The 24,808-nt window shown below is 63.0% G+C and carries 21 protein-coding genes; 14 read left to right on the forward strand and 7 right to left on the reverse strand.

Going from position 1 to position 24,808, the window contains the following annotated elements:
- Positions 1-109 precede the first annotated feature (109 nt).
- Positions 110-2,890 carry a TonB-dependent receptor gene (locus HHL26_RS13485; RefSeq protein ID WP_169576131.1) on the forward strand — a complete coding sequence of 927 codons (2,781 nt, stop codon included), beginning with the start codon at positions 110-112 and terminating at the stop codon, positions 2,888-2,890.
- 178 nt (positions 2,891-3,068) lie between these two features.
- On the opposite strand, the gene HHL26_RS13490 is transcribed toward HHL26_RS13485, so the two are convergent.
- Positions 3,069-4,091 carry a LacI family DNA-binding transcriptional regulator gene (locus tag HHL26_RS13490; protein ID WP_066555507.1) on the reverse strand — a complete coding sequence of 341 codons (1,023 nt, stop codon included), beginning with the start codon at positions 4,089-4,091 and terminating at the stop codon, positions 3,069-3,071.
- Between the two features lie 148 nt (positions 4,092-4,239).
- Here HHL26_RS13490 and HHL26_RS13495 point away from each other — a divergent pair, with 148 nt between their 5' ends.
- The 8 genes from HHL26_RS13495 to HHL26_RS13530 all read left to right on the forward strand — a co-directional run bounded on the left by HHL26_RS13495 (position 4,240) and on the right by HHL26_RS13530 (position 15,794).
- Positions 4,240-6,072: an alpha-amylase family glycosyl hydrolase gene (locus HHL26_RS13495; protein ID WP_066555505.1), complete on the forward strand. Its 1,833-nt coding sequence runs from the start codon at positions 4,240-4,242 to the stop codon at positions 6,070-6,072.
- Positions 6,069-7,658 carry an alpha-glucosidase family protein gene (locus HHL26_RS13500; RefSeq protein ID WP_066555504.1) on the forward strand — a complete coding sequence of 530 codons (1,590 nt, stop codon included), beginning with the start codon at positions 6,069-6,071 and terminating at the stop codon, positions 7,656-7,658. Before HHL26_RS13495 ends, HHL26_RS13500 begins: the two co-directional genes overlap by 4 nt.
- An 11-nt stretch (positions 7,659-7,669) precedes the next feature.
- Entirely contained in the window at positions 7,670-9,727 is a 2,058-nt protein-coding gene (locus tag HHL26_RS13505; RefSeq protein WP_066555501.1) for a glycoside hydrolase family 97 protein, read from the forward strand.
- A 149-nt stretch (positions 9,728-9,876) separates the two neighbouring features.
- Entirely contained in the window at positions 9,877-11,382 is a 1,506-nt protein-coding gene (locus tag HHL26_RS13510; protein ID WP_066555499.1) for an MFS transporter, read from the forward strand.
- 65 nt (positions 11,383-11,447) lie between these two features.
- The gene (locus tag HHL26_RS13515; protein ID WP_066555496.1) at positions 11,448-12,644 is read left to right on the forward strand and encodes a hypothetical protein; all 1,197 of its coding nucleotides are present in this window, start codon (positions 11,448-11,450) and stop codon (positions 12,642-12,644) included.
- Positions 12,644-13,432, forward strand: a complete 789-nt coding sequence (locus tag HHL26_RS13520) for a glycosyltransferase family 2 protein (protein ID WP_066555492.1) — start codon at positions 12,644-12,646, stop codon at positions 13,430-13,432. Before HHL26_RS13515 ends, HHL26_RS13520 begins: the two co-directional genes overlap by 1 nt.
- The gene (locus HHL26_RS13525) at positions 13,429-14,730 is read left to right on the forward strand and encodes a lipopolysaccharide biosynthesis protein (protein WP_066555490.1); all 1,302 of its coding nucleotides are present in this window, start codon (positions 13,429-13,431) and stop codon (positions 14,728-14,730) included. Before HHL26_RS13520 ends, HHL26_RS13525 begins: the two co-directional genes overlap by 4 nt.
- Entirely contained in the window at positions 14,727-15,794 is a 1,068-nt protein-coding gene (locus tag HHL26_RS13530) for a glycosyltransferase (RefSeq protein WP_066555489.1), read from the forward strand. The genes HHL26_RS13525 and HHL26_RS13530 overlap by 4 nt, the downstream gene beginning before the upstream one ends.
- Here HHL26_RS13530 and HHL26_RS13535 read toward each other — a convergent pair.
- From HHL26_RS13535 to HHL26_RS13550, 4 genes are all read right to left on the reverse strand, one after another.
- Positions 15,766-16,659, reverse strand: coding sequence for a formyl transferase (locus HHL26_RS13535; RefSeq protein ID WP_066555488.1), 894 nt, complete (start codon positions 16,657-16,659; stop codon positions 15,766-15,768). The genes HHL26_RS13530 and HHL26_RS13535 overlap by 29 nt on opposite strands.
- Before the next feature lie 138 nt (positions 16,660-16,797).
- A complete protein-coding gene (locus tag HHL26_RS13540) occupies positions 16,798-17,076 on the reverse strand; it encodes a hypothetical protein (RefSeq protein WP_169576132.1) in 279 nt (92 codons plus the stop codon).
- 56 nt (positions 17,077-17,132) lie between these two features.
- On the reverse strand, positions 17,133-17,744 hold the full coding sequence (locus tag HHL26_RS13545) for a response regulator (protein ID WP_066555486.1): 612 nt from the start codon (positions 17,742-17,744) through the stop codon (positions 17,133-17,135).
- Between the two features lie 83 nt (positions 17,745-17,827).
- Positions 17,828-18,409 carry a hypothetical protein gene (locus tag HHL26_RS13550; protein ID WP_066555482.1) on the reverse strand — a complete coding sequence of 194 codons (582 nt, stop codon included), beginning with the start codon at positions 18,407-18,409 and terminating at the stop codon, positions 17,828-17,830.
- 228 nt (positions 18,410-18,637) lie between these two features.
- On the opposite strand from HHL26_RS13550, the gene HHL26_RS13555 reads away from it, so the two are divergent.
- Positions 18,638-19,054: a BLUF domain-containing protein gene (locus HHL26_RS13555; protein ID WP_066555481.1), complete on the forward strand. Its 417-nt coding sequence runs from the start codon at positions 18,638-18,640 to the stop codon at positions 19,052-19,054.
- Positions 19,055-19,196: 142 nt separating this feature from the next.
- Here the strand turns inward: HHL26_RS13555 and HHL26_RS13560 are convergent, their stop codons facing one another.
- Positions 19,197-19,346: a lmo0937 family membrane protein gene (locus HHL26_RS13560; protein ID WP_140404481.1), complete on the reverse strand. Its 150-nt coding sequence runs from the start codon at positions 19,344-19,346 to the stop codon at positions 19,197-19,199.
- Positions 19,347-19,475: 129 nt separating this feature from the next.
- Positions 19,476-20,087, reverse strand: a complete 612-nt coding sequence (locus HHL26_RS13565; protein WP_066555480.1) for a hypothetical protein — start codon at positions 20,085-20,087, stop codon at positions 19,476-19,478.
- A gap of 295 nt (positions 20,088-20,382) precedes the next feature.
- Here HHL26_RS13565 and HHL26_RS13570 point away from each other — a divergent pair, with 295 nt between their 5' ends.
- Genes HHL26_RS13570 through HHL26_RS13585 form a run of 4 tightly spaced genes read left to right on the forward strand, consistent with a single transcriptional unit; the run spans position 20,383 to position 24,676 of the window.
- The gene (locus HHL26_RS13570) at positions 20,383-20,817 is read left to right on the forward strand and encodes a MarR family winged helix-turn-helix transcriptional regulator (RefSeq protein WP_066555479.1); all 435 of its coding nucleotides are present in this window, start codon (positions 20,383-20,385) and stop codon (positions 20,815-20,817) included.
- A gap of 57 nt (positions 20,818-20,874) precedes the next feature.
- Complete coding sequence (locus tag HHL26_RS13575; protein WP_066555478.1) at positions 20,875-21,381, forward strand: 2Fe-2S iron-sulfur cluster-binding protein; 507 nt, start codon at positions 20,875-20,877, stop codon at positions 21,379-21,381.
- The gene (locus HHL26_RS13580) at positions 21,378-22,364 is read left to right on the forward strand and encodes a xanthine dehydrogenase family protein subunit M (RefSeq protein WP_066555477.1); all 987 of its coding nucleotides are present in this window, start codon (positions 21,378-21,380) and stop codon (positions 22,362-22,364) included. The genes HHL26_RS13575 and HHL26_RS13580 overlap by 4 nt, the downstream gene beginning before the upstream one ends.
- Positions 22,361-24,676 carry a xanthine dehydrogenase family protein molybdopterin-binding subunit gene (locus HHL26_RS13585; RefSeq protein ID WP_066555476.1) on the forward strand — a complete coding sequence of 772 codons (2,316 nt, stop codon included), beginning with the start codon at positions 22,361-22,363 and terminating at the stop codon, positions 24,674-24,676. Before HHL26_RS13580 ends, HHL26_RS13585 begins: the two co-directional genes overlap by 4 nt.
- Positions 24,677-24,808: the final 132 nt, after the last annotated feature.

Genomic DNA, 24,808 nt, shown 5'->3' on the forward strand with positions numbered 1-24,808 from the left:
GATAATTTGTTCCACTGAATACGTATGTGGGATTCTGTGCAGACCATGGGCCGGGCGGCTATCGATGCGGCGAGAAACACAAGCAATACGTCTTGGGGAGGGTCCACATATGCACAAGTTCCATCATTCCATCCTGCGGGCCACCCTTCTGGCTGGCGCTTCGCTGTCGGTCGCGGCGGTTGCCTCCGCGCAGACCACGGCTGAAACCGCCGCGCCGGCCGAGCCGCAGGGGGATGCGATCGTCGTCACCGGCATCCGCGCCTCGCTGGCCTCCGCCGCGAAGATGAAGCGGGATTCGGTGCTGATCGTGGATTCGATCTCCGCCGAAGACGTCGGCAAGCTGCCGGACGTATCGATAGCGGACCCGCTGGCGCGCCTGCCCGGCGTGACGGCCCAGAGGCTGGAGGGTCGCGACCAGAGGCTCTCGATCCGCGGGCTTGGCCCCGACTTCTCGACCACGCTGCTCAACGGGCGCGAGCAGGTGACGGTGGGCGACAATCGCGGCGTCGAATATGACCAATATCCGTCCGAATTCTTCCAGAACGTCAATGTCTACAAGAGCGCCGACGCGGCGCTGATCGCGGCGGGCATTTCGGGTACGGTCGACCTGCGCATGCTGCGCCCGCTGGACAAGAAGGACCGGGTCGTCGCCCTGTCGCTGCGCGGTCAGATGAACGGGATGGACAAGCTCAATCCCGACGGCAAGCGCTACGGCTATCGCGCCTCAGCCACCTATATCGACCAGTTTGCGGACGACACGTTGGGCCTGTCGCTGGGCTTTTCCGCCTCGCAGACGCCTTCGCAGGATGAACGGTTCAATGCCTGGGGCTATCCGACCGATGCCAGCGGCAACCTCATCATCGGCGGCGCCAAGCCCTATGTGCAGTCGAACCTGTTGAAGCGCTATGGCGCGGTCGGCACGCTGGAATGGCAACCGAGCGACAATTTCCATTCGACCTTCGACGTGCTGGCTTCCCATTTCGAGGAGGAGCAGCGGCTGCGCGGCATCGAGTTCCCGCTGGTCTGGGGCAGCAATGTCGGCGTCAGCGACGAGACGGTCGAAAACGGTTTCGTTACTGGCGCCACCTTCAGCAATGTCTATGGTGTGCAGCGCAACGACTATAACAAGCGCAAGGCGGATACGATCTCGCTGGGCTGGAACAATGATATCCGCCTCAACAACACGCTGAAGCTCAATGTCGATGCAAGCTGGTCGCGGGCCAAGCGTACCGACTTCCTGCTGGAGACTTATTCGGGCACCGGCTATCTGCGTTCGGGTGTGCCGGATACTGTCCGGGTCGAGCGACAGTCGAACGGTCTGTTCCGGATTATGCCGACGCTGGACTATACCGATACCAACATCATCAGCCTGACCGATCCCAATGGCTGGGGCTACAACGGCACGACGGCGGTGGTACAGGCGGGCTTCCTCAACCGGCCCAAATTCATCGACGACATGAAGTCGTTCCGCGCGAACCTGGTCGGGGACATTTCAGGCAGCATCTTTTCCAAGTGGGAAGTCGGCGGCAACTATAGCCGCCGCAAGAAGACCAGCGCCTATACGTCCTATTTCCTTTGCCCGCCGGGCGGCACGAACTGCACCGTCTCCGGCGGGACGCCGGGATCGGTGGCCGTGCCGAGCGAAGCGCTGCTGGGATCGAACGTCTCGCTCGACTATCTCGGCGTGCCTGCGATGCTGACGCTGAACCCGCTCTATCTGTACGACAATGTGCTGGATGCGGTGTATGACAACCGCCCCGGCTCGCTGGTCCGCGACAATGTGGTGAAGGAAGACGTGTTCACCGGCTATGCGAAGCTCAGCATGGACGGGGAACTGGGCGGCAAGCCGCTGAAGGGCGCGATCGGCGTGCAGGTGATCCATTCGCGGCAGGCATCAACCGGCACGATTTCCAACTTCGCCAACGGCGTCGTGACCGTACTGCCGGTGTCGGGCAAGGACAGCTACACCAACGTCCTGCCGAGCGCGCAGATTTCCGTCGAGCTGGAGCCGAGCTTCTTCGTCAAGCTGGGCGCGGCGCAGACCATGGTGCGTCCGCGTCTGGACCAGGAACGCGTCAATCAGGAATTCAGCGTCGACCTGTCGAAGGTCGGCCTGGGATCGGACCCTCAATATAGCCCGTTCAGCTCGAACGGCGGCAACATCATGCTGCGGCCCTATCAGTCGACCAATATCGATCTGTCGCTGGAGAAATATTTCCGGGGCGGCGGCTATGTGTCGGTGTCGGGTTACTTCAAGAACCTGACCGACTTCGTCGATCCGAACAACAATATCGCCTATGACTTCTCGGGCGCGCTTTCGACGCTGCCGCCTGCGGCTCAGGCCATCGTGCAGCAGCAGGGCAGCACTATCGGCTTGCTCAAGGCGCCCGCCAACACCGGCAAGGGCACGATCATGGGCGTCGAGGCGACCGCGTCGCTGCCCTTCAAGCTGTTCAGCCCGGCGCTCGACGGCTTCGGCATCTTCGCCAGCGGTTCCTATACGCATAGCGAGGTCGAATATGGCAGCAATCCGACCGAAAGCGTTACCTTGCCCGGCCTGTCGAAATGGGTCGCCAGCGGCACCGCCTATTTCGAGAAGAACGGTTTTCAGGCGCGGGTGAGCTATCGCTATCGTTCCTCCTTCCTGGGCGAAGTGGCGGGGCTGTCTGCGGCGCCGACCTTCCGCACAGCCAAGGCGGAAGGGATTCTCGATGCGCAGATCGGCTATGAGTTCCAGTCGGGGCCGCTTCAGGGACTATCGATCCTGTTGCAGGGCAAGAACCTGACCGATCAGCCCTTTGTCACCTATCAGAATGACGACCCCCGGCAGGTGATCGACTATCAGCGCTATGGCCGGGACTATTATCTGGGCCTAACGTACAAGTTCTAAAGTCCCCGATCTGCCTGACTGCACGCAGGCAGTTCTCCCCCGGACCGCCGCCCCTTTCAGGGGTGGCGGTCCTCCCTTTTTGTACCTGCAAAAATGATGTGCTCCTGCGAAGGCAGGAGCCCAGTTCAAACGGCGGGACTGGGCTCCTGCCTTCGCAGGAGCACGTTAACTACGCAAACTATGCCGTCATGCGCGTGACCAGCCTTGGCACGAGCAACGTAGGCTCCAGCGGCTTGCGGTCGATCTGCCCGATAAGCGCATCCACAAGCACCTCGCCCGCGTGCAGATAGTCCTGTGCGATGGTCGTCAGCGGCGGTCTTGTGAGGCTGGCGGCGGGGATGTCGTCGAAGCCGATCAGCGCGACATCCTGCGGCACGCTCATGCCCGCTTCGTCCAGCGCCCGCATCGCGCCGATGGCGATCAGGTCCGAACCCGCGAAGATCGCGTCGAAGGAAAGGCCACGTGCGATCAGGCGCCTGGCGGCCTCATACCCCGACTGCTCGGTCGAGAGCGCATCGACATGCAGGCCAAGGTCGACCGGCAAGGCCGCCTCTCGCATCACCTCCGTGAGGCCAGCATAGCGGTCGCGAAATTCGGGATAGCGGCTCGACGCATCGCCCAGAAAGGCGATGTTCCGGCGTCCCCGTTCGATCAGGTGGCGCCCCGCGTCGCGCCCGCCCTGCCGGTTGTCGCAGCCGATGGTCATGCCCAGCGCATTGGGGTCGACCGATCCCCAGCGCACGAAATGCGTGCCCTGCGCCACCAGTTGCTCCAGCCGGGCGCGGTAGGTTTCATAATCGCCATAGCCGAGCAGGATGATCCCGTCGGCCTTGCGGCTGTCCTCATAATCGACATGCCAGTCGGTCGAAAGTTGCTGGAAGGAGGTCAGCAGGTCATAGCCACGCTTGGCGCAGGTTTGCAGGATCGGTCCCAGCATCGAGAGGAAGAAGGGGTTGATATAGCTTTCGTCGGGCAACAGATCCTCGAAAAACAGCAGCGCCAGCGTGTTGCTCTTGCCCCGGCGCAGCGAGGACGCGTTCTTGTCCACGGTATAGTTGAGCTGCCGGGCGATGGCCTCTATCCGCTTGCGGGTGCCTTCGCTGACGGTGCGGTCGCCGCGCAAAGCCCTGGACACGGTCGGCTGGGAAACCCCTGCGAGCGTGGCGATGTCGAAGGACGTTGGTTTTTCGTTGACGGCCATCGCCTTATCTTACGCCTGCCCTTCGTCATTGGAAAGACAGCCGCTCTGAATACGTATGTCGGCTGCTTGGCCCGGTGGGTGCGAACCGACTAAGACCCCTATGAAAGCCGCTGCAATCAAGCCAGAAGCGGTAGGGGAGGCACGTTCCATGCGCGGAAGGAAAGCATCGCTGTTTGCCGCGCTGGCCGCTTTGGCTGCCCCTGCCTCATTGCTCGCCGCCGAGCCATCCGATTTCCAGGCGCGGCTGCCGGAGGATGAGGTCATCTATTTCCTCCTGCCCGACCGCTTCGACAATGGCGACAAGTCCAACGACAAGGGAGGCATGAAGGGGGACCGGCTGGTCACCGGCTATGATCCCACCTCCAAGGGCTTTTATCATGGCGGCGACCTGAAAGGGCTGATCCGCCGCCTCGACTATATTCAGGGGCTAGGCGCCACCGCCATCTGGGTCGGACCGATCTTCCGCAACAAGCCGGTGCAGGGGCCGAAGGGTCAGGAAAGCGCGGGCTATCATGGCTATTGGATCACCGACTTCACCCATGTCGACCCGCATTTCGGCACCGACGCCGATTTCGCCGCTCTGGTAGAAGCCGCGCATCGCCGGGGGATGAAGGTCTATATGGACATCATTGCCAACCACACGGCTGATGTGATCCAGTATCGGGAGTGCGCGGGCAAGCCCTGCCCCTATCGTTCGCGCGCCGATTATCCCTATCAGCGGCAGGGTGGTGTCGGGGGGAAAGCGATCAATGCCGGTTTCGCGGGCGATCAGGACCATGGCGAAGCGAATTTCGCGAAGCTGACCGATCCATCCTACGCCTATACGCCCACTATCCCCAGGGGCGAGGAGCGGATGAAAGTTCCGGCTTGGCTCAACGATCCGCTTCATTATCATAATCGCGGGGAAACGACCTATTCGGGCGAGAGCGCGACCATGGGGGACTTTGCCGGGCTGGACGATCTGATGACCGAGAACCCCCGCGTGATTGCGGGCATGATCGAGATTTTCGGCGGCTGGATCGACCGCTTCGGCATAGACGGCTTCCGGGTGGACACGGCCAAGCATGTCGATCCGCATTTCTGGCAGATGTTCGTTCCCGCCATGCAGGCCCGCGCCAGGGCGAAAGGCATCCCCAATTTCCATATTTTCGGGGAGGTCTATGTCGAGACGGTCGATGCGGGGCCGCTCGCCTGGCATACCAAGGAAGGCGGCTTTCCGGCAGTGCTGGACTTCGCTTTCCGGCAGGCGGCGCTGGAGACGGTCGCGGGCAGCGGCGCGACCGCGACATGGGAGCGGATGCTGGCGGGCGATGCGCTTTATCGCGATGGCGAGGCAACGGCGCGGACCTTGCCGACCTTCGTCAGCAACCATGATGCGGGGCGTTTTTCGACTTTCGTGCGGCGCGCCTTTCCGCAGGCGAGCGAGGATGAAGTGCTGCGCCGGGTGATGCTGGCCAACGCCATGCTGCTGACGATGCGCGGCGTGCCGACCATCTATTATGGCGACGAGCAGGGTTTTGTGGGCGACGGCGGCGATCAGGACGCTCGGGAGGATATGTTCGGCAGCCAAGTCGCGAACTATAATGACAATCGCCTGATCGGCACCGATGCCACCATGGCGACGCCGCGCTTCGACATTGGCCATCCGCTCTATCGGGAGATCGCCGTGCTCGCCCGCCTGCGTACCGCCCACCCGGCCTTGCGGCGCGGTAAGGAGGTCATCCGGGCGCGGGGCGACCAGCCGGGCCTTTTCGCGCTGTCCCGCTTCGATCCCGAGAGCGGCGCGGAAACGCTGATCGCCTTCAACACATCGACCGCGCCGATCAAGGCGCAGGTCGAGGTCGATGTCCGTTCCGACCGTTTCGCTACTTTGGCCGGAACCGAATGCGCCGCCAGCGCCTCCGCCCCCGGCAGCATCGCCGTCTCCCTTCCCCCTCTCAGCTACAGCATCTGCGTTGCCCGGAGTGCCTCTCCCCAATGACCGACCAAAACCTCCCCTGGTGGCGCGGCGCCGCCATCTACCAGATCTATCCGCGCAGCTTTGCCGATTCCAATGGCGACGGCATTGGCGACCTCAAGGGCATCACCGCCCATCTGCCCTATGTGGCGTCGCTGGGCGTGGACGCGATCTGGCTGTCCCCCTTCTTCAAGAGCCCGATGCGCGATTTCGGCTATGACGTGTCGGATTATTGCGATGTCGATCCGATCTTCGGCACGCTGGCGGATTTCGACGCGCTGGTGGCGCGGGCGCATGAACTCGGCCTGCGCATCATCGTCGATCAGGTCTGGGCGCATACATCCGAAGAGCATGACTGGTTCATCGAGAGCCGCTCCAGCCGCGACAATCCCAAGGCTGACTGGTATGTCTGGGCCGATCCCAAGCCGGACGGATCGCCACCCAACAACTGGCAGTCGGTGTTCGGCGGCCCGGCCTGGACCTGGGATGCGCGGCGCGGCCAATATTATATGCACCAGTTCCTGGCGCAGCAGCCGCAATTGCACCTGCATCATCCCGAAGTGCAGGACAGCGTGTTCAACATCATCCGTTTCTGGCTGGACCGGGGCGTGGATGGCTTCCGCATCGACGCGATCAACCATTCGATGCACGATCCGAAACTGCGCGACAATCCACCCGCCCCCGATAATGGCAAGATACGCACGCGTCCCTTCGACTTCCAGATCAAGAAGTACAGCCAGAGCCATCCCAATATTCCGCTGTTTCTGGAAAAGGTTCGTCAAGTCTTCGACGAATATGCGGACCGTTTCACCGTGGCCGAAGTCGGCGGCGATGACAGCGATATAGAGATGAAGACCTTCACGCAGGGCGATGGCAGGCTGAATACGGCCTATGGTTTCGACTTCCTCTATGCGCCGGAGCTGACCGCCGAATTCCTCAGGACGGCGCTCGTCAAATGGCCGGCTGAAACCCACAGCGGCTGGCCGAGCTGGGCGTTCGAAAATCATGACGCGCCGCGTGCCGTGTCGCGCTGGGCCAAGGGGGTGGAGCCGGACGCCTATTGCCGGATGAAGATGCTGCTGCTCGCCTGCCTGCGCGGCAATATCTTCCTTTATTATGGCGAGGAATTGGGGCTGCCGCAGGTCGACATCGCTTTCGAGGATTTGCAGGATCCTGAAGCCATCGCCAACTGGCCGCTGACTCTCTCCCGCGACGGTGCGCGCACGCCGATGCCTTGGCAGGCGGATGCGAAATATCTGGGCTTTTCCGACGCCAAGCCCTGGCTTCCGGTCGGGGAAGCCCATCGGGCGCTGGCCGTCGATGTGCAGGAAGCGCAGCCGGATTCCCTGCTGCACTGGACGCGGCGGGTTCTTGCCCTGCGCAACGGATCGCTGGCCTTGCGTATCGGGACCATCGATTTCCTCGACGCGTCTGATGAACTGCTGGCGTTCGAGCGTGCTCATGAGGGCAAACGGATGCTTTGCGTCTTCAACCTTGGCGACAAGCCCGTGACATGGACGCCGCAGGGACATTGGCAGGTGCTGCTGTCCACCGGCGGGATCGAAGCATGGCATTTCCCCCCAGCCTCCGGTCTTGTCGCGCACGCCTAAAAGGAATTCTCATGAACAAACTGACCGCGCTCGCGCTGCCCCTTTTTGCGCTCTCGCTCGCCCCGGCCATCGCCCGTGCTGATGTGGTAGCCAAGGCCGCCTCCCCCGATGGCCGCATCACGCTGACCGTCAGCCTCGATAATGAAGGCCGCCCCAGCTACGCCGTGCAGCGCGATGGGAAGGCGCTGATCGCGGACAGCCGCCTCGGTTTCCTGTTCACCGACGCGCCGAAGATCGAGCGCAACCTGACGCTGGCCGACAGCAAGACGGGCAAGAACGACACGACATGGACCCAACCCTGGGGCGAATGGTCCAGTATCCGCGACCATCACAATGAAATCCGCCTCTCCTTCCGCGAGAAGAGCGATCTTCAGCGCGAGATGGATGTGACCTTCCGCCTGTTCGACGATGGCGTGGCCTTCCGCTACACGCTGCCGGATCAGCTCCATCTGCATCACGCCAATATCGCGGAGGAACTGACACAGTTTGCCTTCGCGGAGGGCGGCACCGCCTGGTGGAAGCCCGCCTTCGAGTGGAACCGGGAGGAATATCTCTATAACAGGACGCCGCTCGACGCGGTCGGCACCGCGCAGACGGTGATGACGGTGAAGCTCGCCAGCGGCACCCATGTCGCACTGCATGAGGCGGCTCTGGTCGACTATGCCGGGATGAACCTCGCCCGTGCGCAGGGCAACACTTTCCGCGCTACGCTGACGCCCGGCTCCGGCGCTCCCAAGGTGTCACGCGACGCCGGTTTCTCGACGCCATGGCGCACCATCGCCATCGCGGACGATGCGGCGGGGCTTTACATGAACCACATGATCCTGAACCTCAACGAACCCAATAAGCTGGGCGACGTGTCGGGCTGGATCAAGCCGGGCAAGTTCGTCGGCGTGTGGTGGAACATGATCAAAGGCGACTGGAGCTGGGCGCGGGGGCCGAAACATGGCGCGGCCACGGCCAATGTCCGCCGTTACATCGACTTCGCAGCTGCCAGCGGCATCCCCGCCGTGCTGGTCGAGGGATGGAATATCGGCTGGGACGGCAACTGGTTCGGCAATGGCAAGGATATGAACTTCTCCCAGCCAACCGAGGATTTCGACGCCGATGGGCTGGCCGCTTATGCTAAGTCGAAGAGTGTTACCTTGATCGGCCATCATGAGACGGGCGGCTCCGCCAGCCATTATGACGGCCAATTGGACAGCGCGTTTGCGTGGGCAGCCAAGCATGGCGAACAGGTGGTGAAGACCGGCTATGTCACCGATGCCGGGCAGATCGAGCGGATCGATCCCGACGGCTCCCAGCATCGCGAATGGCATGAGGGTCAGTGGATGGTGAACCACTATCTCCGCGTCGTGCAGACTGCCGCCAAGTACAAGGTCAGCATCGACAGCCATGAGCCAGTGAAGGATACGGGCCTGCGCCGCACCTACCCCAATTGGGTGACGCGTGAAGGCGGGCGCGGCATGGAATATAATGCCTGGATCGGCGGCAAGAACCCACCCGAGCATGAAGCGAACCTCGTCTTCACCCAGTTGCTGGGCGGGCCGATGGACTTCACGCCGGGCGTACTCAGCCTCTCCGGTTCCGAGGGGAGCGCGATCCAGTCGACGGTTGCGAAGCAATTGGCACTCTATGTGGTGCTCTATTCGCCCTTCGTAATGGCGGCCGATACGCCGGAGAACTACGCCAAATATCCCGGCCCCTTCCAGTTCATCAAGGATGTGCCGACCGACTGGTCCGATACCCGCGTGCTGAATGGCGAGGTGGGCGATTATGTCACCATCGCGCGCAAGGCCAAGGGCAGCAATGACTGGTATCTGGGCGCGATCGGGGATGAGGAAGCGCGGTCAAGTCAGGTGAAGCTCGACTTTCTGGATGCCGGGCGGTCTTATGTGGCGGAGATTTATCGGGACGGGCCGGGGGCGGACTATCGCACCGAGGCGCGCCATGCCATCGTGATCGAGAAGAAGGCTGTGAAGAAGGGCGACGTGCTGAGCATCGATCTGGCGCCGGGGGGCGGTCAGGCGATCCGCTTCGTGGCGAGCGGTGGGAAGGGCAAACGGTAAATTCTGGACGCGCCGTGTTCCTGCGTAGGCATTCGAACGAGACGAGTGGCTCGTGAGAACCCAGTTCAGACGGCAGAGCTGGGCTCCTGCCTTCGCAGGAGCACGGAGTTCTTCAAGGAAAGCTAGCTGCGTAAACAGGCTGAGGATGTATGGATCAAACTAATAACAGCCCGCCTCCCCTTAGCCGCCCCCGCCAAGGCTTCTGGGGCCTGTGGAACATCAGCTTCGGCTTTTTCGGCATCCAGATCGGCTTTGCCCTGCAAAACGCCAATATGAGCCGCATCTTCCAGTCGCTGGGCGAGAGTCTGGACGATCTGGCGCTGCTGTGGATCGCGGCGCCGCTGACCGGGCTGCTCGTCCAGCCGATCATCGGCCATTATAGCGACAGGACATGGTGCCGCTTCGGGCGGCGGCGGCCTTATTTCTTCGCGGGTGCGCTGTTCGCGGCGCTGGCGCTGTTCGGCATGCCCAATGCGCCGAGCCTGCTGGCCGCCGCGATGATGCTTTGGGTGCTGGACGCCTCGCTCAACGTTTCGATGGAGCCGTTCCGCGCCTTTGTCGGGGACATGCTGGCGAAGGAGCAGCATATGGCAGGCTATGCGCTCCAGACCGCCTTCATCGGTGCGGGGGCGGTCATCGGCTCGTCCACGCCATGGCTGCTGGACCGGCTGGGCGTCGCCAATGTCGCGGTCGGTTCGGGCATTCCCGATACGGTCAGGATCAGCTTTTATATCGGCGGCGCGGCACTGTTTCTCGCCGTGCTGTGGACCGTTCTAACAACCCGCGAATATTCGCCCGAACAGATGGCCCGCTTCGAGCCAATAGAAGAAGAATCAGGAGCGGTCACTGCGCCGCCCATTCCCGCAGGCGGCCCGCTCTGGATCTTCGCCGGACTGGCGGTCATCGCGTTCGTCCGTCTCTGGGCGCTGGAGAAGGAACTCTATCTGCTCGGCGGCCTGCTCGCCACCTATGGCGCGGCGCGGATGGCGGCGCGCTGGCTGCAAAGGCAAGGCCGCAGCGATAATCTGCTCACCCATGTCGTCGGCAATTTCGCGGCCATGCCCGACATGATGAAGCGCCTCGCGCTCGTCCAGTTCTTCACCTGGTCGGCGCTGTTCATCATGTGGATATACACCACGCCGGTCGTCGCCCAATATGTCTTCGGCTCCGCAGATCCGGCGAGCGCAGCCTATAATGAAGGCGGAAACTGGGTCGGCATCCTCTTCGCCACCTATAATGGCGTCGCCGCCTTCGCCGCGCCCTTCCTGCTCCAACCGCTCGCCCGCCGCATCGGCCAGGCGCAGACCCATGCGATCGCTCTGATGCTCGGCGCGCTGGGCTTCCTCTCCTTCCTGTTCCTGCGTGATGCGCAAGCCTTGCTGCTGTCGGAAGTCGCCATCGGCATCGCCTGGGCCTCCACCCTCGCCATGCCCTATGCGATGCTCGCCTCCAGCGTGCCGCAGGCGAAGCTCGGCATCTATATGGGCCTGTTCAACGCCTTCGTGGTGATCCCGCAACTGCTGGTCGCGACCGTCATGGGCACGATCATGCGGCATTTCTTCCCGACCGAGCCGATCTGGACCATGGCTTTCGCTGCCGGCGTGATGATGCTCGCCTCCGTCGCAACGTTGCGGTGCCGCGACGCAGCCGCCTGACAAAAAAATTTCGCGCACGACAAATTGCAACTGCGGTGGTGGCCGGGGCGTGGCGTCGTCGTCCCATGCGCATTGGATTTCTGTTCAACCACGACCAGATTCATCAGGTCGCCCATAGCTTGCCGATCGCCATGGCTCTGGCGAGCGGCGGCTTTCCCGGCGAGATCATCGTCGCCACCACCAACGACCGGCTGGCGGCGGAGGTGCAGCGGCTGGCCGGACCGATGCTGGGTTCGTCGATCCAGCATGTCCGGCTGTCCCTGACGCCCCGTTCGGAACGCATTGCGGGGCTGCTGGGCAAGCTGCTCCCTGCGGCCAAGCTGCTCTTCTATCGCGACAATCTGGATTTTTTCCGCAGCCTCGACATGCTGATCGTCGCGGAAAAGACCTCGCTGCTGCTCAAGACGCGCTATGGCCTCGACAATCTCTTCATGGTGCACACCCGCCACGGCGCCGGGGACCGGGCCATCGGCTTCGACAAGGCCAGCGCCGGTTTCGACCATGTCCTCTGTTCCGGCGAGAAGATCCGCCGCCGCCTGATTGCCGAAGCGGGGGTCGATCCTCAAGCGATCAGCATCGTCGGCTATCCCAAGTTCGACATGGTCCGTCAGGCCGGACGCAGCCAAAGCTTCTTCCGCGAACGGCCGATCACCCTCTACAACCCGCATTGCTCGCCGCATCTGTCCTCATGGTACAGCCATGGCCGACAGGTGCTGGACCATTTTCTGCGGCATGACGAGCAGGAACTGATCTTCGCCCCCCATGTCATGCTGTTCGAGCGGCCCTTCATCGTCACCATCGACAAGCTGACGGTCAACCGGGCGGGCATGATCGACAAGCGCTATCTGCACGGCGACAATATCCATATCGACCTTGGCAGCCGCGCCTCAACCGACATGAGCTATACCTTGCTGGCCGACCTCTATCTGGGGGACGCCAGCAGCCAGGTCTATGAATTCCTCCTGCGGCCCCGGCCCTGCATCTTCCTCAACAGCCACGGCATCGACTGGCAGGGCGATCCCAATTTCGCGCACTGGCAGGCGGGAGAAGTGATTTCCAGCCCGCACGAACTCGGCCCGGCGCTGGATCGAGCGAAGGCGCTGCACGAAAGCCATTACCGCCCGATCCAGGAAAGATTGTTCGCGGAGAGCTTCGACCTGGACGGCCGCCCCTCGTCGGAGCGCGCCGCGGCGGTGATCGCTGAACTCGCCCATCGTCGGCGCGACAAGGTGATCCCCCTGTCATCGGTCCGAGCCGCCTGATGCCGCTGCTCACCATCATCCTGCCCTTCTTCAATGAAGAAGGGTGGATCGGCACCACCATCGACAGTCTGGCCGCGCAAAGCGACCAGCGCTTCCGCCTGCTGCTGATCGACAATGGATCGACCGACAGCGGGACGGCGGAGGCCGCCATCCACGCCGCGCCATTGGGCCAGCGCGCCACCATCCTCCCCTGCCCGACGCCGGGCAAGATCCACGCCATGGCCATGGGGCTAAGCTGGGTCGACACGCCGCTGGTCGCCATCTGCGATGCCGACACCCACTATCCCCCAGATTATGTGAAGCGCGTCATCGCCCTGTTCGACAGCGACCCAAGGGCCGCCGCCGTCATGGCCATCGATCTCTACGCCCCCCAGGACACGGCGGACTCGCAGCAACGCATCGCCTTCATCCTGCGCAAGAGCCGCCGCTTCGCCGCCAAATGCCATGCGGGCGGCTATGCCCAGGCCTTCCGCGCCAGCGCCCTGCGCGCAGCGGGCGGGTTCGATGCGACACGCTGGCCCTATGTGCTGGAGGATCATGAGATCGTCCATCGCGTGATGGCGCATGGCCGGACCGTCTATCATCCCGGCCATGTCTGCTTTCCCTCCGACCGGCGCGCCTCGCGCAAGGCCGTCAGTTGGACGCGGGGCGAGCGGCTGCTCTACCGCTATGCCCCACGCGCCGCGATGAACTGGTATTTCTACCGTTTCCTTGGGCGCCGCCTGGCTGCCCGCAACAGCTTGGGCATTGCCTTGCGCCGGAAAGACTGGTCTTCCACTATCGCATGACGGAACGGGCCGGAATCACAGGGCGAATCTTCAAGGGGCTGGGACTGGTGCTGGGCGGAAAGGCCGGCGCCGGGCTGATCAGCCTTGTCTACCTCATCATCGCGGCACGGGCATTGGGGCCGCGCGATTATGGCATATTGGTGCTGGTCCATGGCTATGTGACGGCGGTGGTCGGCATCGTTGAATTTCCCGCCTGGCAGGCGATCGTCCGCTATGGCGCGGAGGCGAGTGCCGAGGATGCGCCGCATCGGCTGGCCCGGCTGCTGCGCTTCGGCACGACGGTCGAACTGCTGGGCGGAGCGGCAGCGATCGTCGCGGCCATGGCGCTGGCGCCACTGGTCGGGCCACATCTGGGCTGGCCGCCGGAAACCGTCGCTTTCGCCATTCCATACAGCTTCGCGGTACTGGGATCGGTGCGATCGGCTCCGGCGGGTTATCTGCAATTGATTGGCCGTTTCGACCTGATCGGCCTGCACAATATGGTGCAGCCGCTGGTGCGCCTGATCGGCGCGACATTGGCCTGGCTGCTGGGCTGGGGGTTGAAGGGTTTTCTCTGCGCATGGCTCGCCGCCGCGCTGGCGGAATTCGCCGTGCTCTGGGGCATGGGCCTCATCTGCGCCCTCAACAGGCTCGGCACGATCCTGCGCCACCCCGAACGCGGCAGCGCAGTGCAGGACAATCCGGGCATCTGGCGCTTCCTGGTGGCGAGCAACGCCGATGTCACCTTGAGCGAACTGGCGGGCCGGATCGCACCGCTGATCGTCGGCTGGGTGCTGGGACCAGCCATGGCGGGCCTGTTCGCGGTCGCCCAACGCGCCACCGTCATCATCGCCCAGCCCGCGCAGATATTGGGTAACACCGCCTATGCCGAACTCGCCCGCATGGTCGCCGCCGGACAAGGCGGCGCGCCGCTGCGCCGGACATTGCGCCGGGTGATCGGCATCGCGCTCGCCGCAGCCGCGCCCGTGGTGGTCATCGCCGCGATCTTTCCCACACCCATCGTCACGCTGCTGGCCGGCCCCGCGTTCAAGGCGGCAGGCAGCGTCATGGTCGTGCTGATCGCGGCGCGGATGATCGCGGTGATCGGGCCGCCGTGCAGTTCCGCCCTCTCCGCCATGGGCTTCCCCGCGCTGTCGATGAGCGCCAATCTCTTCGCCAGCCTGATCTTCCTGCCGCTGCTGCCGCCGCTGCTCCACCATATGGGCCTGATGGGCGCGGGGGTGCAGGCCGTGGGACAGGCGCTGCTGGCCAGCGCGTTGCTGGCTGGCCTGGTCTGGCGCAGGAGCCTCGCCCATTGAGGATCGCCTATGTCATCAACTCGGTCGAGGGCGGCGGCGCGGCGCAGCCGGTGCCGGCCATCACCCGCGTCCTGCGCGATGCGGGCGCGGAAGTGCGCGTCTTCGCCCTAACCCCCCGTGACCGGCGGGGTCTGTCCGCCATGGTGGAGGCCGGGCTTGACCCGGTCGTGCGCGAGGGCGGGCTGACCGATCATCTGGCCGCCGCCTTATGGCTGCGGCGGCAGTTGCTGGACTGGCGCGCCACCCATATCTGGACCTCGCTCAGCCGGGCGACGATATTGGGCCTGATCCTTGGCCCGATGCTGGGCCTGCCGGTGGTGAGCTGGCAGCACGCGGCGTTTCTGAAGCCCTGGAACCGGCGGCTGATGCGCCTGCTCGCATCCCGCGCCTTGTTCTGGATCGGGGATTCGCAATCCGTCACGGCGTTGACGGCGGAGCGGCTGGGTGTGCCGCAGGACCGGCTGCTCTGCTGGCCGATCTTCGCCGCCGATCCCGCCATGCCGCAGGCGCGCGCCTGGCAGCCCGGCGAGCCGGTCCGCATCGGCACGCTAGGCCGCCTCCATCCGGTCAAGGGCTATGACGTGCTGATCGCCGCGCTCGCCCGGTTGAAGGGCGCAAGCTTCACCCTTTCCATCGCGGGCGACGGCGCGGAGCGGGAGCGGCTCGAAAGCCTTGCGCGGGAGGCGGGCGTGGAGGTGCTATTCACCGGCTATATCGACGATCCCCGCGCGTTCCTGTCGGGCCTGCACCTCTATGTCCAACCCTCGCGCTCCGAAGGCTTCTGCATCGCCGCGCATGAGGCGCTGACGGCGGGCCTGCCGGTCGTCGCTTCGGCGGTGGGTGAACTGCCCTTCTCGATCCGGCAGGGCGTCACCGGCCTCACCGTGCCCCCCGGCGATCCGGATGGGCTGGCTCAGGCTCTAGGAACGATGCTGACCGATCCCGCTCGGCTGCACATCATGGGCGAGGCGGCCCGCCGGGACATGCTTGACCGCTTCTCGCAGGATCGCTTCGCTACCACCGGCGCGGCAATCCTTAACCATATCCGCCAAGCCCGCGCCTGACATCCAGCATCAGCCCGCGCAGCGACCGATCGACCCGCTTCACATCGAACAAGGTCATGTCGCCACAGGCGGTCAGCGTGTGCATCCCGTCCCGATAGACCCCCGCTGAATCCGGCAACGCCAGGGCATCCCCTGCCTCAGCCATAAAGGTCGCCTCATCCAGCCGATCGATCCACAGCGGCCGGATCGCCCCGCCATAGGTGTCCGCGCAATCCTGCACCGGCAGCATGATCCGCCCATCGATCACCATCGGCGTGCCGCCGGGCCGGGCCGAACGCCGGTCGATCCGCACCGGATTGCCATGATGCGCCGTCCATGGCCCGCACAGCCGGTCGGCCCAAGCGACATGCAGATGCGCGATCTTCGTCCGCTTGTCCGTGGCGGGCGAATAGAAGAGCCACCAGCGTCCCTCATGCCGCAGGATGCTGGCATCGACCGGCACGCAATCCAGCGCGATCCGGCATTCCGCCCGCCAGTCGACAAGCCCGCCATGATCGCGATAGAGCGTCAGCGCGCCCGACCGATGCGCCTCCGGCAGCATCCATATCGCCCCTTCCCCGGCAAAGACCTGCGGATAGGAAAGATGCCACGGCTCGACCAGGCAGGGGCGGCGGTCGAGCAGCCGCATCGCCTCATCGAACAGCAACCGCTCGATCGTCCCATGGCGGGTGCGATAATCATAATGTTCGGCAAAAATATGCAGCCGCCCATCCTCGCCCTGCCAGCCGAAAGGGTCCGCCAGGAACTGGAAATCCGGCTCCTCCCCGATCCAGCTCACCGGCCCGCCGATGCCGCCCGCCGCGATGACCGCCGCGACCGGCTGCTTGACGAGGCCGCATCGCCATATATCCTTTCGCCTTGGCATGGGTGCAGGCACTCGCACGCTCTCCCGACGAAAGACAAGAGATTCCTGTCGCGGGGGTTTGGGGCTGGCGAAAAAACGGTGAAGATTTAACAAGGCACGGCGCACCGACCCATTATCGATGGCGCGGGGAGCATGCGTTCAGCATAAGCGATCTACCCTACCCTTATTCTCAGAAGCAGCTATGGCCTGCTGTATCTTCTTATATCGGTCTATTATTTTTTCGCATTCCTCCTTCGATTTGAAATATTCACCATAATCATCGTCATATAATGCAATATCTTTATCTGGTTTTTTCGATGTTAACCATGGCCTGAATATAGGCGATGTTTCATTGTCAGATGAATCTCTGAGGTCCGTCCACTTTTTTCTGACAATTCCGAACCCAAATGATGGGCCAGGAACATCATATTTTGTCATTACCAATCCAATTTATATTGAATGATGGTAGACCGAAAATTCACATTATCTTACGATCACGGTAAAGTTGAATCAGAAAGATCGAGGATTATTTCCGAGAACCTCTTTACGCCGAATTTTTTCATGATGCTGGCGCGATGCATTTCGACCGTTCTGACGCTGATTTGGAGCGCATCGGCCACGTCCCTATTGCTGCTGCTGGAACCAAGCGCCCGCACGATGTCCAATTCCCTTTTCGTCAGGCTCTCCAGATGAGCCGCGGCACTTTCCCTCCGTCGCTGGATTTCGGCGCGCCGCTCCAACATCGGCCGGACCTCGGCAAGCATCTTGAAAAGCAGGCTGTCGGCAAAGGGCTTTTCCAGAAAATCCGCCGCTCCCCGCTTGATGGCGTCCACCGCCGTCGGAATGTCGGGTGACTCCGTCATCACGATCAGGGGCATGTCCAGCCGCCGGGACAGAAGCTCCTCCTGAACGGCCCCGCCATCCATATCCGCAAGGTGCAATTCCACAAGGGCAATGCCGGGGGCCAGGAAATCAAGCGCTTCGATAAAGTCGGCGCCGCAGGAAAAGGGCATGGGCTCAAACCCCTCCGGCCGCAAAACGCGCACCAGATATTGGCGCGTCTTGCTGTCGTGGTCCACGATATAGACTGGACATCCAGGGTTCATAGCCAATTGCCTAAACCATCATCTTCCCGCCAACGCGCGAAGCTCTCTATGGTTTCGGCTCCGATCCTTTCTTTTTATCAGCGTCAGTTCGTCGCCATGCGGCGAGGTTCGAAGAATATCCCGATCATCCCGCCGCTCGACCATTGCACCCGCCCCATGCGTACATCCAGGCCCCGGGTCTTCACAAGCAATCGCGTTCCCTCGCTCACGCCCCCCACTTCGACCATCATCCCTTCAACCGACAGATTGCGGATCGTCCCGATCAATACGGGCGTCGACGTTACCAAGGTTGCCGAAAAATTCACCGTCAAACGCTGACTGCGAGGTTCATATTTCTGTGATGCGATGTTCGCATCAGGCTCCTCGCCGGGAACCCAGGGCAATGTCTCCTCAAGCAGAAGACCGCATCTGGAACCATTGATCCAACGAACCTCGGCCGTACGAAAGCTGGTCTCGTCGAAACTCACATGAACCTGCTGATGCAAGCCCAGCGACAAGGCGCATCGTCCGCTCAATCCGGCGTGCGACACATTCTCGACGGAAAGGTTGGCTTCCTCCACAACGGGATAGAGCAGCGCCGTCTTGAATACGGTTTGTCGCGGATGACGGCGTTTCTCCATCATCGCGCTCTCCTTATTGGACGATTGTTCTATTTCTTTGGCCATATAGGTTCCCGCAGATTCGAGAATCCGATAAAAGCAGCGCCTTACCCACGCGTGTTCATGCGCCAGGTAGTTCTACGGTAATCCCTGGAAGGCCGGCATTAACCTTCATCCCTTTAGACTGTTGGGCGCCGTACTCTCCGAGGCAGGCCCATGAAACAGGCGAGGCGCAATCCAGTCCCACCATGCGCCTCGCCTTTACTTTTCTCAGGCAAATGGCATCATCAGCACATGCTTGCACGATGGTCCTATATCAGCTCCAGCAAGTTGGACACGATCGACGCCGAAGAACGCATTCGGGAAATCGTCCATGTCTCGGTCCCGCGCAATCGTTCGCTGAATGTGACGGGCACCCTCCTGTTCTCTGGCCGCCGCTTCGCGCAATATCTGGAAGGTGCGCCAGCCGCGATCGAAGAACTCAAGGCGAGCATCCTGCGAGACTCGCGACACAGCGACGTCAGGACGATCGCATCGGGAAAAACGCCCCATCGTCACTTCGTCACCTGGTCGCTCGCTTATGCCGGCCCCTCCCATTTCGTCGCGGATATAGTGGAACGGTCCCTGAATGACGCCCTGGAAAAGGGCGATGAAGGGATCGAAGCGCTCATTCAGATGATGTCGGAATTCTCGATCCGCGGCCGTAGCTGACAGCGGTCACAAAGCTCTACCTATCCGTCAGGCTGATATAGGGTCCGTCCACCTCACGATCGTCACCTTCCCAGACGTCCCTGAAACTTACCGATCCGGATCAATTTCAACGATGCTGGTCACGAATATTGATCCAAATTGGTCATGGGACACGGCGGCCAGTGACAAGCTGATAGACAAGGACGATCAGCGCCAGCACCAGCAGCAGGTGGATAAGTCCTCCGCCCACCGGCACGATAAATGCGCCAAGTGCCCAAAGAACAAGGATGATGATAAGGATCGTCCACAACATGGTCGTCTCGCCTCTGAATGATCGTATCAGCGCAATCGCTTCACGATATAATAGTTCCGGTCCCGCGCCTGCAGTCTTACACGCAGGAAGACAGGACGGCATCGATGCCGAGACCGTCCTGTCCTGCGATCATCGCTGCGTGACGGTCGTCGTGGTCTTTTCGACAACGGAAGCGCGGACCGGGCTCGTCGACTTGCGCACGACCTTGCGCTTGACCGGAGCGGCCTTGCGCACGGTGACGGGCGCGGTCTTGACGGTTTCGGTCGTCACCGTGGTGGTTGCGGGCGCCGGGATAGCGGCGGCGCGAGCGGCCCGCGCATCGGCCGCAGCGGAAGCCGCTGCGCGTTCGGCGGCGTCGGCCCGCGCATTCGCGGCGGCGGCATCCTGCTGCGCGGCCGTGGCCGTTGCCGCGTGCATATGCGCGTCGGCATCGGTGCGCGCCTGGCTTTCACCGATCGCCGTGTCCGCGAATTGCTGCGCGTCGACGGCGGCGCGGATGGCGGCCTGCTCCTTGCCGCTCTTGAGCTGTTCCTGCGCAAGCCGCAACGATGCCTGCGCTTTGGCCAGCACGGCCGGATCGAAGTCGCCGGCCTTCAGCTTGGCGGCGGCATCGATTTTCCCTTGAGCTTGCGCGATCGCGGCAAGAGCGCGCTCCTCATCTCCGGCAAGCGCGGGAGCGGTCGCCAGGAACAAGGCCGATGCAGCAGCGAAAGCGCGCATGGAAAGGCTGATCTCACGCATATACTCTCCTCTATTTGTTTTCGGACCTCTAAAACGAACCAGTCTGCAACTGTGTTCCGTTTAGCTGTCGAGATGCCATGACATGCGCTGTTCAGTGTCAGCATGCCTCGCCCGCCGGACGAATATTCCCCTTATTCAGGCTAAAGCTGCGCTTCACCTTCCTTGTAAAATCGGCGATGCCAGAAGCTCGGGAACGCCATGTCCGCCGAAAAGATCCCGCCCTTTCGGTTCTATGACATGGAGATATGGTCGCCGCTATGATAGGCGCAGTTCTCTCAATTGTGATCGCATGCCCATGACCGAACCTACCCAGTCCCAAGTCGACCAGTTAACGCAGGCGTTCGGCACATTCACGCGGCGCTTCAAGGTCGCGGAGGCGGCGGCAGCGGCAGAGAATGCGCTCAATCCGCTCGATGCGCAGACGCTGATCTATGTCCGGGACCATCCCGGCTGCGGCCTGAGCGATGTCGCGCGTTATCTCAACGTGGCGATCACGACCATGTCGTCGGCTACCACCCGATTGGTCCGCAAGGCGTTGATCGAACGCCGCCGTCCCGCTGACGATCGCCGCTCAGTCGCCCTCAGCGCGACCGAGAAGGGCGGGAATGTGGTCGACGATCATATCGCGGCCTATCGGGAAACTTCTCGCTGGATGCTCCGGGCATTGGACAGGGAGGAACGGGAGCAATTGATCCGCCTGACGGGAAAAATTGCGTCGAGCGAACCTTGAATACTACGAAATTCGTAATATCTCTGCGTGGGCGCCGAAAACGATCGGAGATGCGCGATGGCGATAATAATCAACGGTTCCGATTATGCCGTGCCCGCGGACCCGCGGGTTTCCCTGCTCGACTTGCTGCGCGACCGCCTTGGCCTCACCGGAACGAAGCTGGGGTGCAACCAGGGCGCTTGCGGCGCTTGCACGGTGCTGGTCGACGGTCAGCGCATATTATCCTGTCTGACCCTGGCGGTGCAGGTCGATGGCCGGGAGGTCCGCACGATCGAGGGGCTGGGGCAGGAGGATGGCGGGCTCCATCCCTTGCAGGAAGCCTTCATCCGGCATGATGGATTGCAGTGCGGCTATTGCACGCCGGGCCAGATTTGTTCGGCCCTGGCCATGCTTGAGGAAGCCGGACGCGGAGATCCCAGTCATGTGACGGCAGATCTTTCGGCGGCCCCCCTCCTGACGCGCGAAGAAATCCGGGAGCGCATGAGCGGCAATCTCTGCCGTTGCGGCGCGCATAACGGGATCGTCGAGGCGATCGAAGACTATATGGCGGGAGCGGATGCATGAACCCCTTTTCCTATGGGCGCGCCGAGGATGTCGTGGACGCGATGCGCCAGGGCGCGAACGGCGCCGGGCGTTTTCTTGGCGGCGGCACCAATCTGGTCGACCTGATGCGGCAGAATGTGGAGAAACCGAGCGCCCTGGTCGATCTGACCGGCTTGCCAGCCGCCATTGAAGAGGCGCAGGATGGCGGGATGCTGATCGGGGCGTCGGTACGCAACGGCACGCTGGCCGCGCATCCGGCGGTACGGACGCGCTACCCCCTTCTATCGCGCGCGTTGCTGTCGGGCGCATCGAGCCAGATCCGCAACATGGCGACGGTCGGCGGCAATATCCTGCAACGCACGCGCTGCGCCTATTTCTACGATCCGGAGGGCGCCCGCTGCAACAAGCGCCAGCCCGGCAGCGGATGCGATGCGATAGAGGGCTTCACCCGTTATCACGCGATCCTGGGCGGCTCCGGCCAATGCGTGGCGACCCATCCGTCGGACATGTGCGTGGCGCTGGCGGCGATTGGCGCGGATGTGCAGGTCATGGGCACCAGCGGTGAAAGAACGATCCCCATCGTGGATTTTCACCGCTTGCCCGGCGATCGCCCCGATCTGGAAACCGTGATGGAACCGGGCGACCTCATCACCGCCATCCGCCTGCCGCCCTTGCCGGCCGCGATCCATTCGACCTATCGCAAAGTGCGGGACCGTTCGAGTTACGCTTTTGCGTTGATATCGGTTGCCGCCATTCTCGACGTGAAGGATGGCTTCATCGATAGTATTCGTGTGGCATTTGGCGGCGTGGCGCCCAAGCCATGGCGCGCCCTCAGGGCCGAAGCGGTCTTGCGCGGGCGCGCTCCATCCGAAGCGGTATTTCGCGAGGCGGCCGACGCCGAACTCGTCGAGGCCCGGACATTGGCGGGCAATGGCTTCAAGCCCGACCTTCTCCGCCGCACATTGACCGCCGTCCTTGGCGAATTGGCGGAGAAGCGGGCATGAGCAAGCTGCAAAATGCCATCGTCGGCGGCGTCCGCGCGGTGCTGGGCCAGGTTCCCGCCGGCTGGCTGCCAGGCGGCAGGCCCGATCCGCTGATCGAGAAGCGCGTGACGCTGGGGACGCAACAGCCGCGCCTGGACGGTCCCGAAAAGGTGCGGGGCGCGGCGCGCTTTGCCGCGGAGATTCCGCTGGACGGCTTGCTGTTCGCAGCCTTCGTTCATTCCACGATCGCCAGGGGCACGATCGAGCGGCTGGACGTGGCGGCCGCCGAGGCCGCGCCCGGCGTCCGGCTCGTGATGACGCACCATAATGCGCCGAAAATGGCGGTGCCGCCGGCAATCGGCATTTCCAACCTGAAAGCGGCTGGCAACAATATCCTGCCCGTCATGCAGGACGCCACTATCCGCTGGAACGGGCAAGTCGTCGCGGTCGTGCTGGCCGACACGCAGGAAGAGGCGGATCACGCGGCCAGCCTGATCGCGATCACCTATCAGCGCGCCTCCGCCCGCACGCGATTCGAGGACGGCAAGGCCGGGGCGCGGACCCCGCCTTCCATCCTGATCGAGAAAAATCCCGTCACCATCGGGGACGCCGAAGCGGCGCTGGCCGGGGCAGCCCATCAGGTCGATGCGGTCTATCGCACGCCCTGGCAGAATCACAATCCGATCGAGCCGAATGCAGCCACGGTCCAGTGGAACGGCGACCGGCTTCTGGTCCATGACGCGACGCAGATGATCCATGCGACGGCCGGGTCCCTGGCCAAGATTTTCGGCCTCAAGGAAGATCAGGTGCGGGTGTTGTCTCCCTTCGTGGGCGGCGGCTTTGGCAGCAAGGGATTATGGGATCACCAGATATTGGCGATAGCGGCGGCGCGGCTCGCCGGGCGTCCGGTCAGGATCGTGCTGTCGCGCAAGTCCATACACCGCCTCATCGGCGGACGCTCAGCGACGGAACAACGCTTCGCACTGGGCGCCGATGGTGAGGGCCGGCTGAAGGCGCTCATCCATACCGGCTATTCCGTAAAACCCCTGCACAGCGTCTGCGACGAGCAGTTCAGCATGACCGGCCGCACGCTCTACGCCGCCGAAACCTTCAAGATCGAGCAGCGCCATATCGACCTGGACCTGCTCGCCAACAGCTTCATGCGCGCGCCGGGAGAAGCCGTGGGCACCTTCGCGCTGGAAAGTGCGATGGACGAACTGGCCCATGCCATCGGCCTCGATCCCATCGAACTGCGCCGCCGCAATGTCGCGCATTGCGCGCCCCTATCCGGCGCCCCTCATTCCCAGAGCGACCTGATGCAGGCCTATGCCATGGGCGCCGAACGCTTCGGATGGGACCGGCGATCGGCCGAACCGGGGATGAAACGCGACGGCGAATGGCTGATCGGCATGGGCTGCGCCAGCGGCACCTTTCCCTATGCGCGCATGCCCGGCATGGCGGCACGGATCACGATCGACGAGAGCGGCCATGCCACGGTCGCCAGCGCCGCCCATGAAATGGGAATGGGCACGACGACCGTGCAGCGCCAGCATGCCGCCGACCGGCTGGGCCTGCCGCTGGAAAACGTCACCGTGGAGATCGGCGATTCCAGCCTGCCTTTCGGCAGCATGGCGGGCGGTTCTTCCCAGACGGCATCGCTCGGCGCGGCCATTACCGCCGCGAGCGCGAAACTCATCCCGGAACTGATCCGGTTGGCCGGCAACGATACCCCGCTTGCCGGTCTCCGTGCGGGCGAGGTCGAAACGGCCAATGGCGGCCTCCGGAAAATCGGAGACCCCTCGCGTCACGAAAGCTACGCCTCGATCCTGAAACGCGCCGGACGCAAAAGCGTGAGCGCCACCGGCCAGAGCGGACCACCGCTGGAAATGCTGAAATTCGCGATGCACAGCACCTCCGCGATTTTCTGCGAGGTCAAGGTCAGCCAGGTGACGGGCGAGGTACGGGTGTCGCGGATCGTCGGCGCCTTCGATTGCGGCCGTATCCTCAACCCGCAGACGGCCGCCAGCCAGTTTCGCGGCGGCATCATCATGGGCCTGGGCCTTGCATTGACCGAGGAAACGCTGCTCGACGAACGCACCGGGCGGATCATGAGCGGTTCGCTTGCCGACTATCATGTCCCGGTTCATCTCGACGTGCCGGAGATCGACGTGCTGTGGACCGACATCCCCGATCCACGCGCGCCGATGGGCGCCCGCGGCATTGGAGAAATCGGTGTGGCGGGCGTTGCCGCGGCTGTCGCCAATGCCGTCTTCAATGCGACCGGCAAGCGCGTGCGCGACCTGCCGATCACGCTCGACAAGCTTCTGCCCTAAGAGTTTTCTCTGATTGGGGCGTTTTGGGTCAAGCTGTTTCCTCGTATTCGTGACCGTTCCCATGGATCACTCGCTTCTCTCCGCGGTCAGCGCTGGGCTGCCGCATAATGGGGTCAGGAGAGCGGGATGCCT

This window comes from Sphingobium sp. TB-6 (assembly GCF_012927365.1).
Taxonomy (GTDB): Bacteria; Pseudomonadota; Alphaproteobacteria; order Sphingomonadales; family Sphingomonadaceae; genus Sphingobium.

Bases quoted from the DNA above. Each gene is read 5' to 3' on its own strand.
- HHL26_RS13485 (WP_169576131.1), top strand. From the start codon at position 110: ATGCACAAGTTCCATCATTCCATCCTGCGGGCCACCCTTCTGGCTGGC.
- HHL26_RS13490 (WP_066555507.1), bottom strand. From the start codon at position 4,091: ATGGCCGTCAACGAAAAACCAACGTCCTTCGACATCGCCACGCTCGCA.
- HHL26_RS13495 (WP_066555505.1), top strand. From the start codon at position 4,240: ATGCGCGGAAGGAAAGCATCGCTGTTTGCCGCGCTGGCCGCTTTGGCT.
- HHL26_RS13500 (WP_066555504.1), top strand. From the start codon at position 6,069: ATGACCGACCAAAACCTCCCCTGGTGGCGCGGCGCCGCCATCTACCAG.
- HHL26_RS13505 (WP_066555501.1), top strand. From the start codon at position 7,670: ATGAACAAACTGACCGCGCTCGCGCTGCCCCTTTTTGCGCTCTCGCTC.
- HHL26_RS13510 (WP_066555499.1), top strand. From the start codon at position 9,877: ATGGATCAAACTAATAACAGCCCGCCTCCCCTTAGCCGCCCCCGCCAA.
- HHL26_RS13515 (WP_066555496.1), top strand. From the start codon at position 11,448: ATGCGCATTGGATTTCTGTTCAACCACGACCAGATTCATCAGGTCGCC.
- HHL26_RS13520 (WP_066555492.1), top strand. From the start codon at position 12,644: ATGCCGCTGCTCACCATCATCCTGCCCTTCTTCAATGAAGAAGGGTGG.
- HHL26_RS13525 (WP_066555490.1), top strand. From the start codon at position 13,429: ATGACGGAACGGGCCGGAATCACAGGGCGAATCTTCAAGGGGCTGGGA.
- HHL26_RS13535 (WP_066555488.1), bottom strand. From the start codon at position 16,659: ATGCCAAGGCGAAAGGATATATGGCGATGCGGCCTCGTCAAGCAGCCG.
- HHL26_RS13540 (WP_169576132.1), bottom strand. From the start codon at position 17,076: ATGACAAAATATGATGTTCCTGGCCCATCATTTGGGTTCGGAATTGTC.
- HHL26_RS13545 (WP_066555486.1), bottom strand. From the start codon at position 17,744: ATGAACCCTGGATGTCCAGTCTATATCGTGGACCACGACAGCAAGACG.
- HHL26_RS13550 (WP_066555482.1), bottom strand. From the start codon at position 18,409: ATGGCCAAAGAAATAGAACAATCGTCCAATAAGGAGAGCGCGATGATG.
- HHL26_RS13555 (WP_066555481.1), top strand. From the start codon at position 18,638: ATGCTTGCACGATGGTCCTATATCAGCTCCAGCAAGTTGGACACGATC.
- HHL26_RS13560 (WP_140404481.1), bottom strand. From the start codon at position 19,346: ATGTTGTGGACGATCCTTATCATCATCCTTGTTCTTTGGGCACTTGGC.
- HHL26_RS13565 (WP_066555480.1), bottom strand. From the start codon at position 20,087: ATGCGTGAGATCAGCCTTTCCATGCGCGCTTTCGCTGCTGCATCGGCC.
- HHL26_RS13570 (WP_066555479.1), top strand. From the start codon at position 20,383: ATGACCGAACCTACCCAGTCCCAAGTCGACCAGTTAACGCAGGCGTTC.
- HHL26_RS13575 (WP_066555478.1), top strand. From the start codon at position 20,875: ATGGCGATAATAATCAACGGTTCCGATTATGCCGTGCCCGCGGACCCG.
- HHL26_RS13580 (WP_066555477.1), top strand. From the start codon at position 21,378: ATGAACCCCTTTTCCTATGGGCGCGCCGAGGATGTCGTGGACGCGATG.
- HHL26_RS13585 (WP_066555476.1), top strand. From the start codon at position 22,361: ATGAGCAAGCTGCAAAATGCCATCGTCGGCGGCGTCCGCGCGGTGCTG.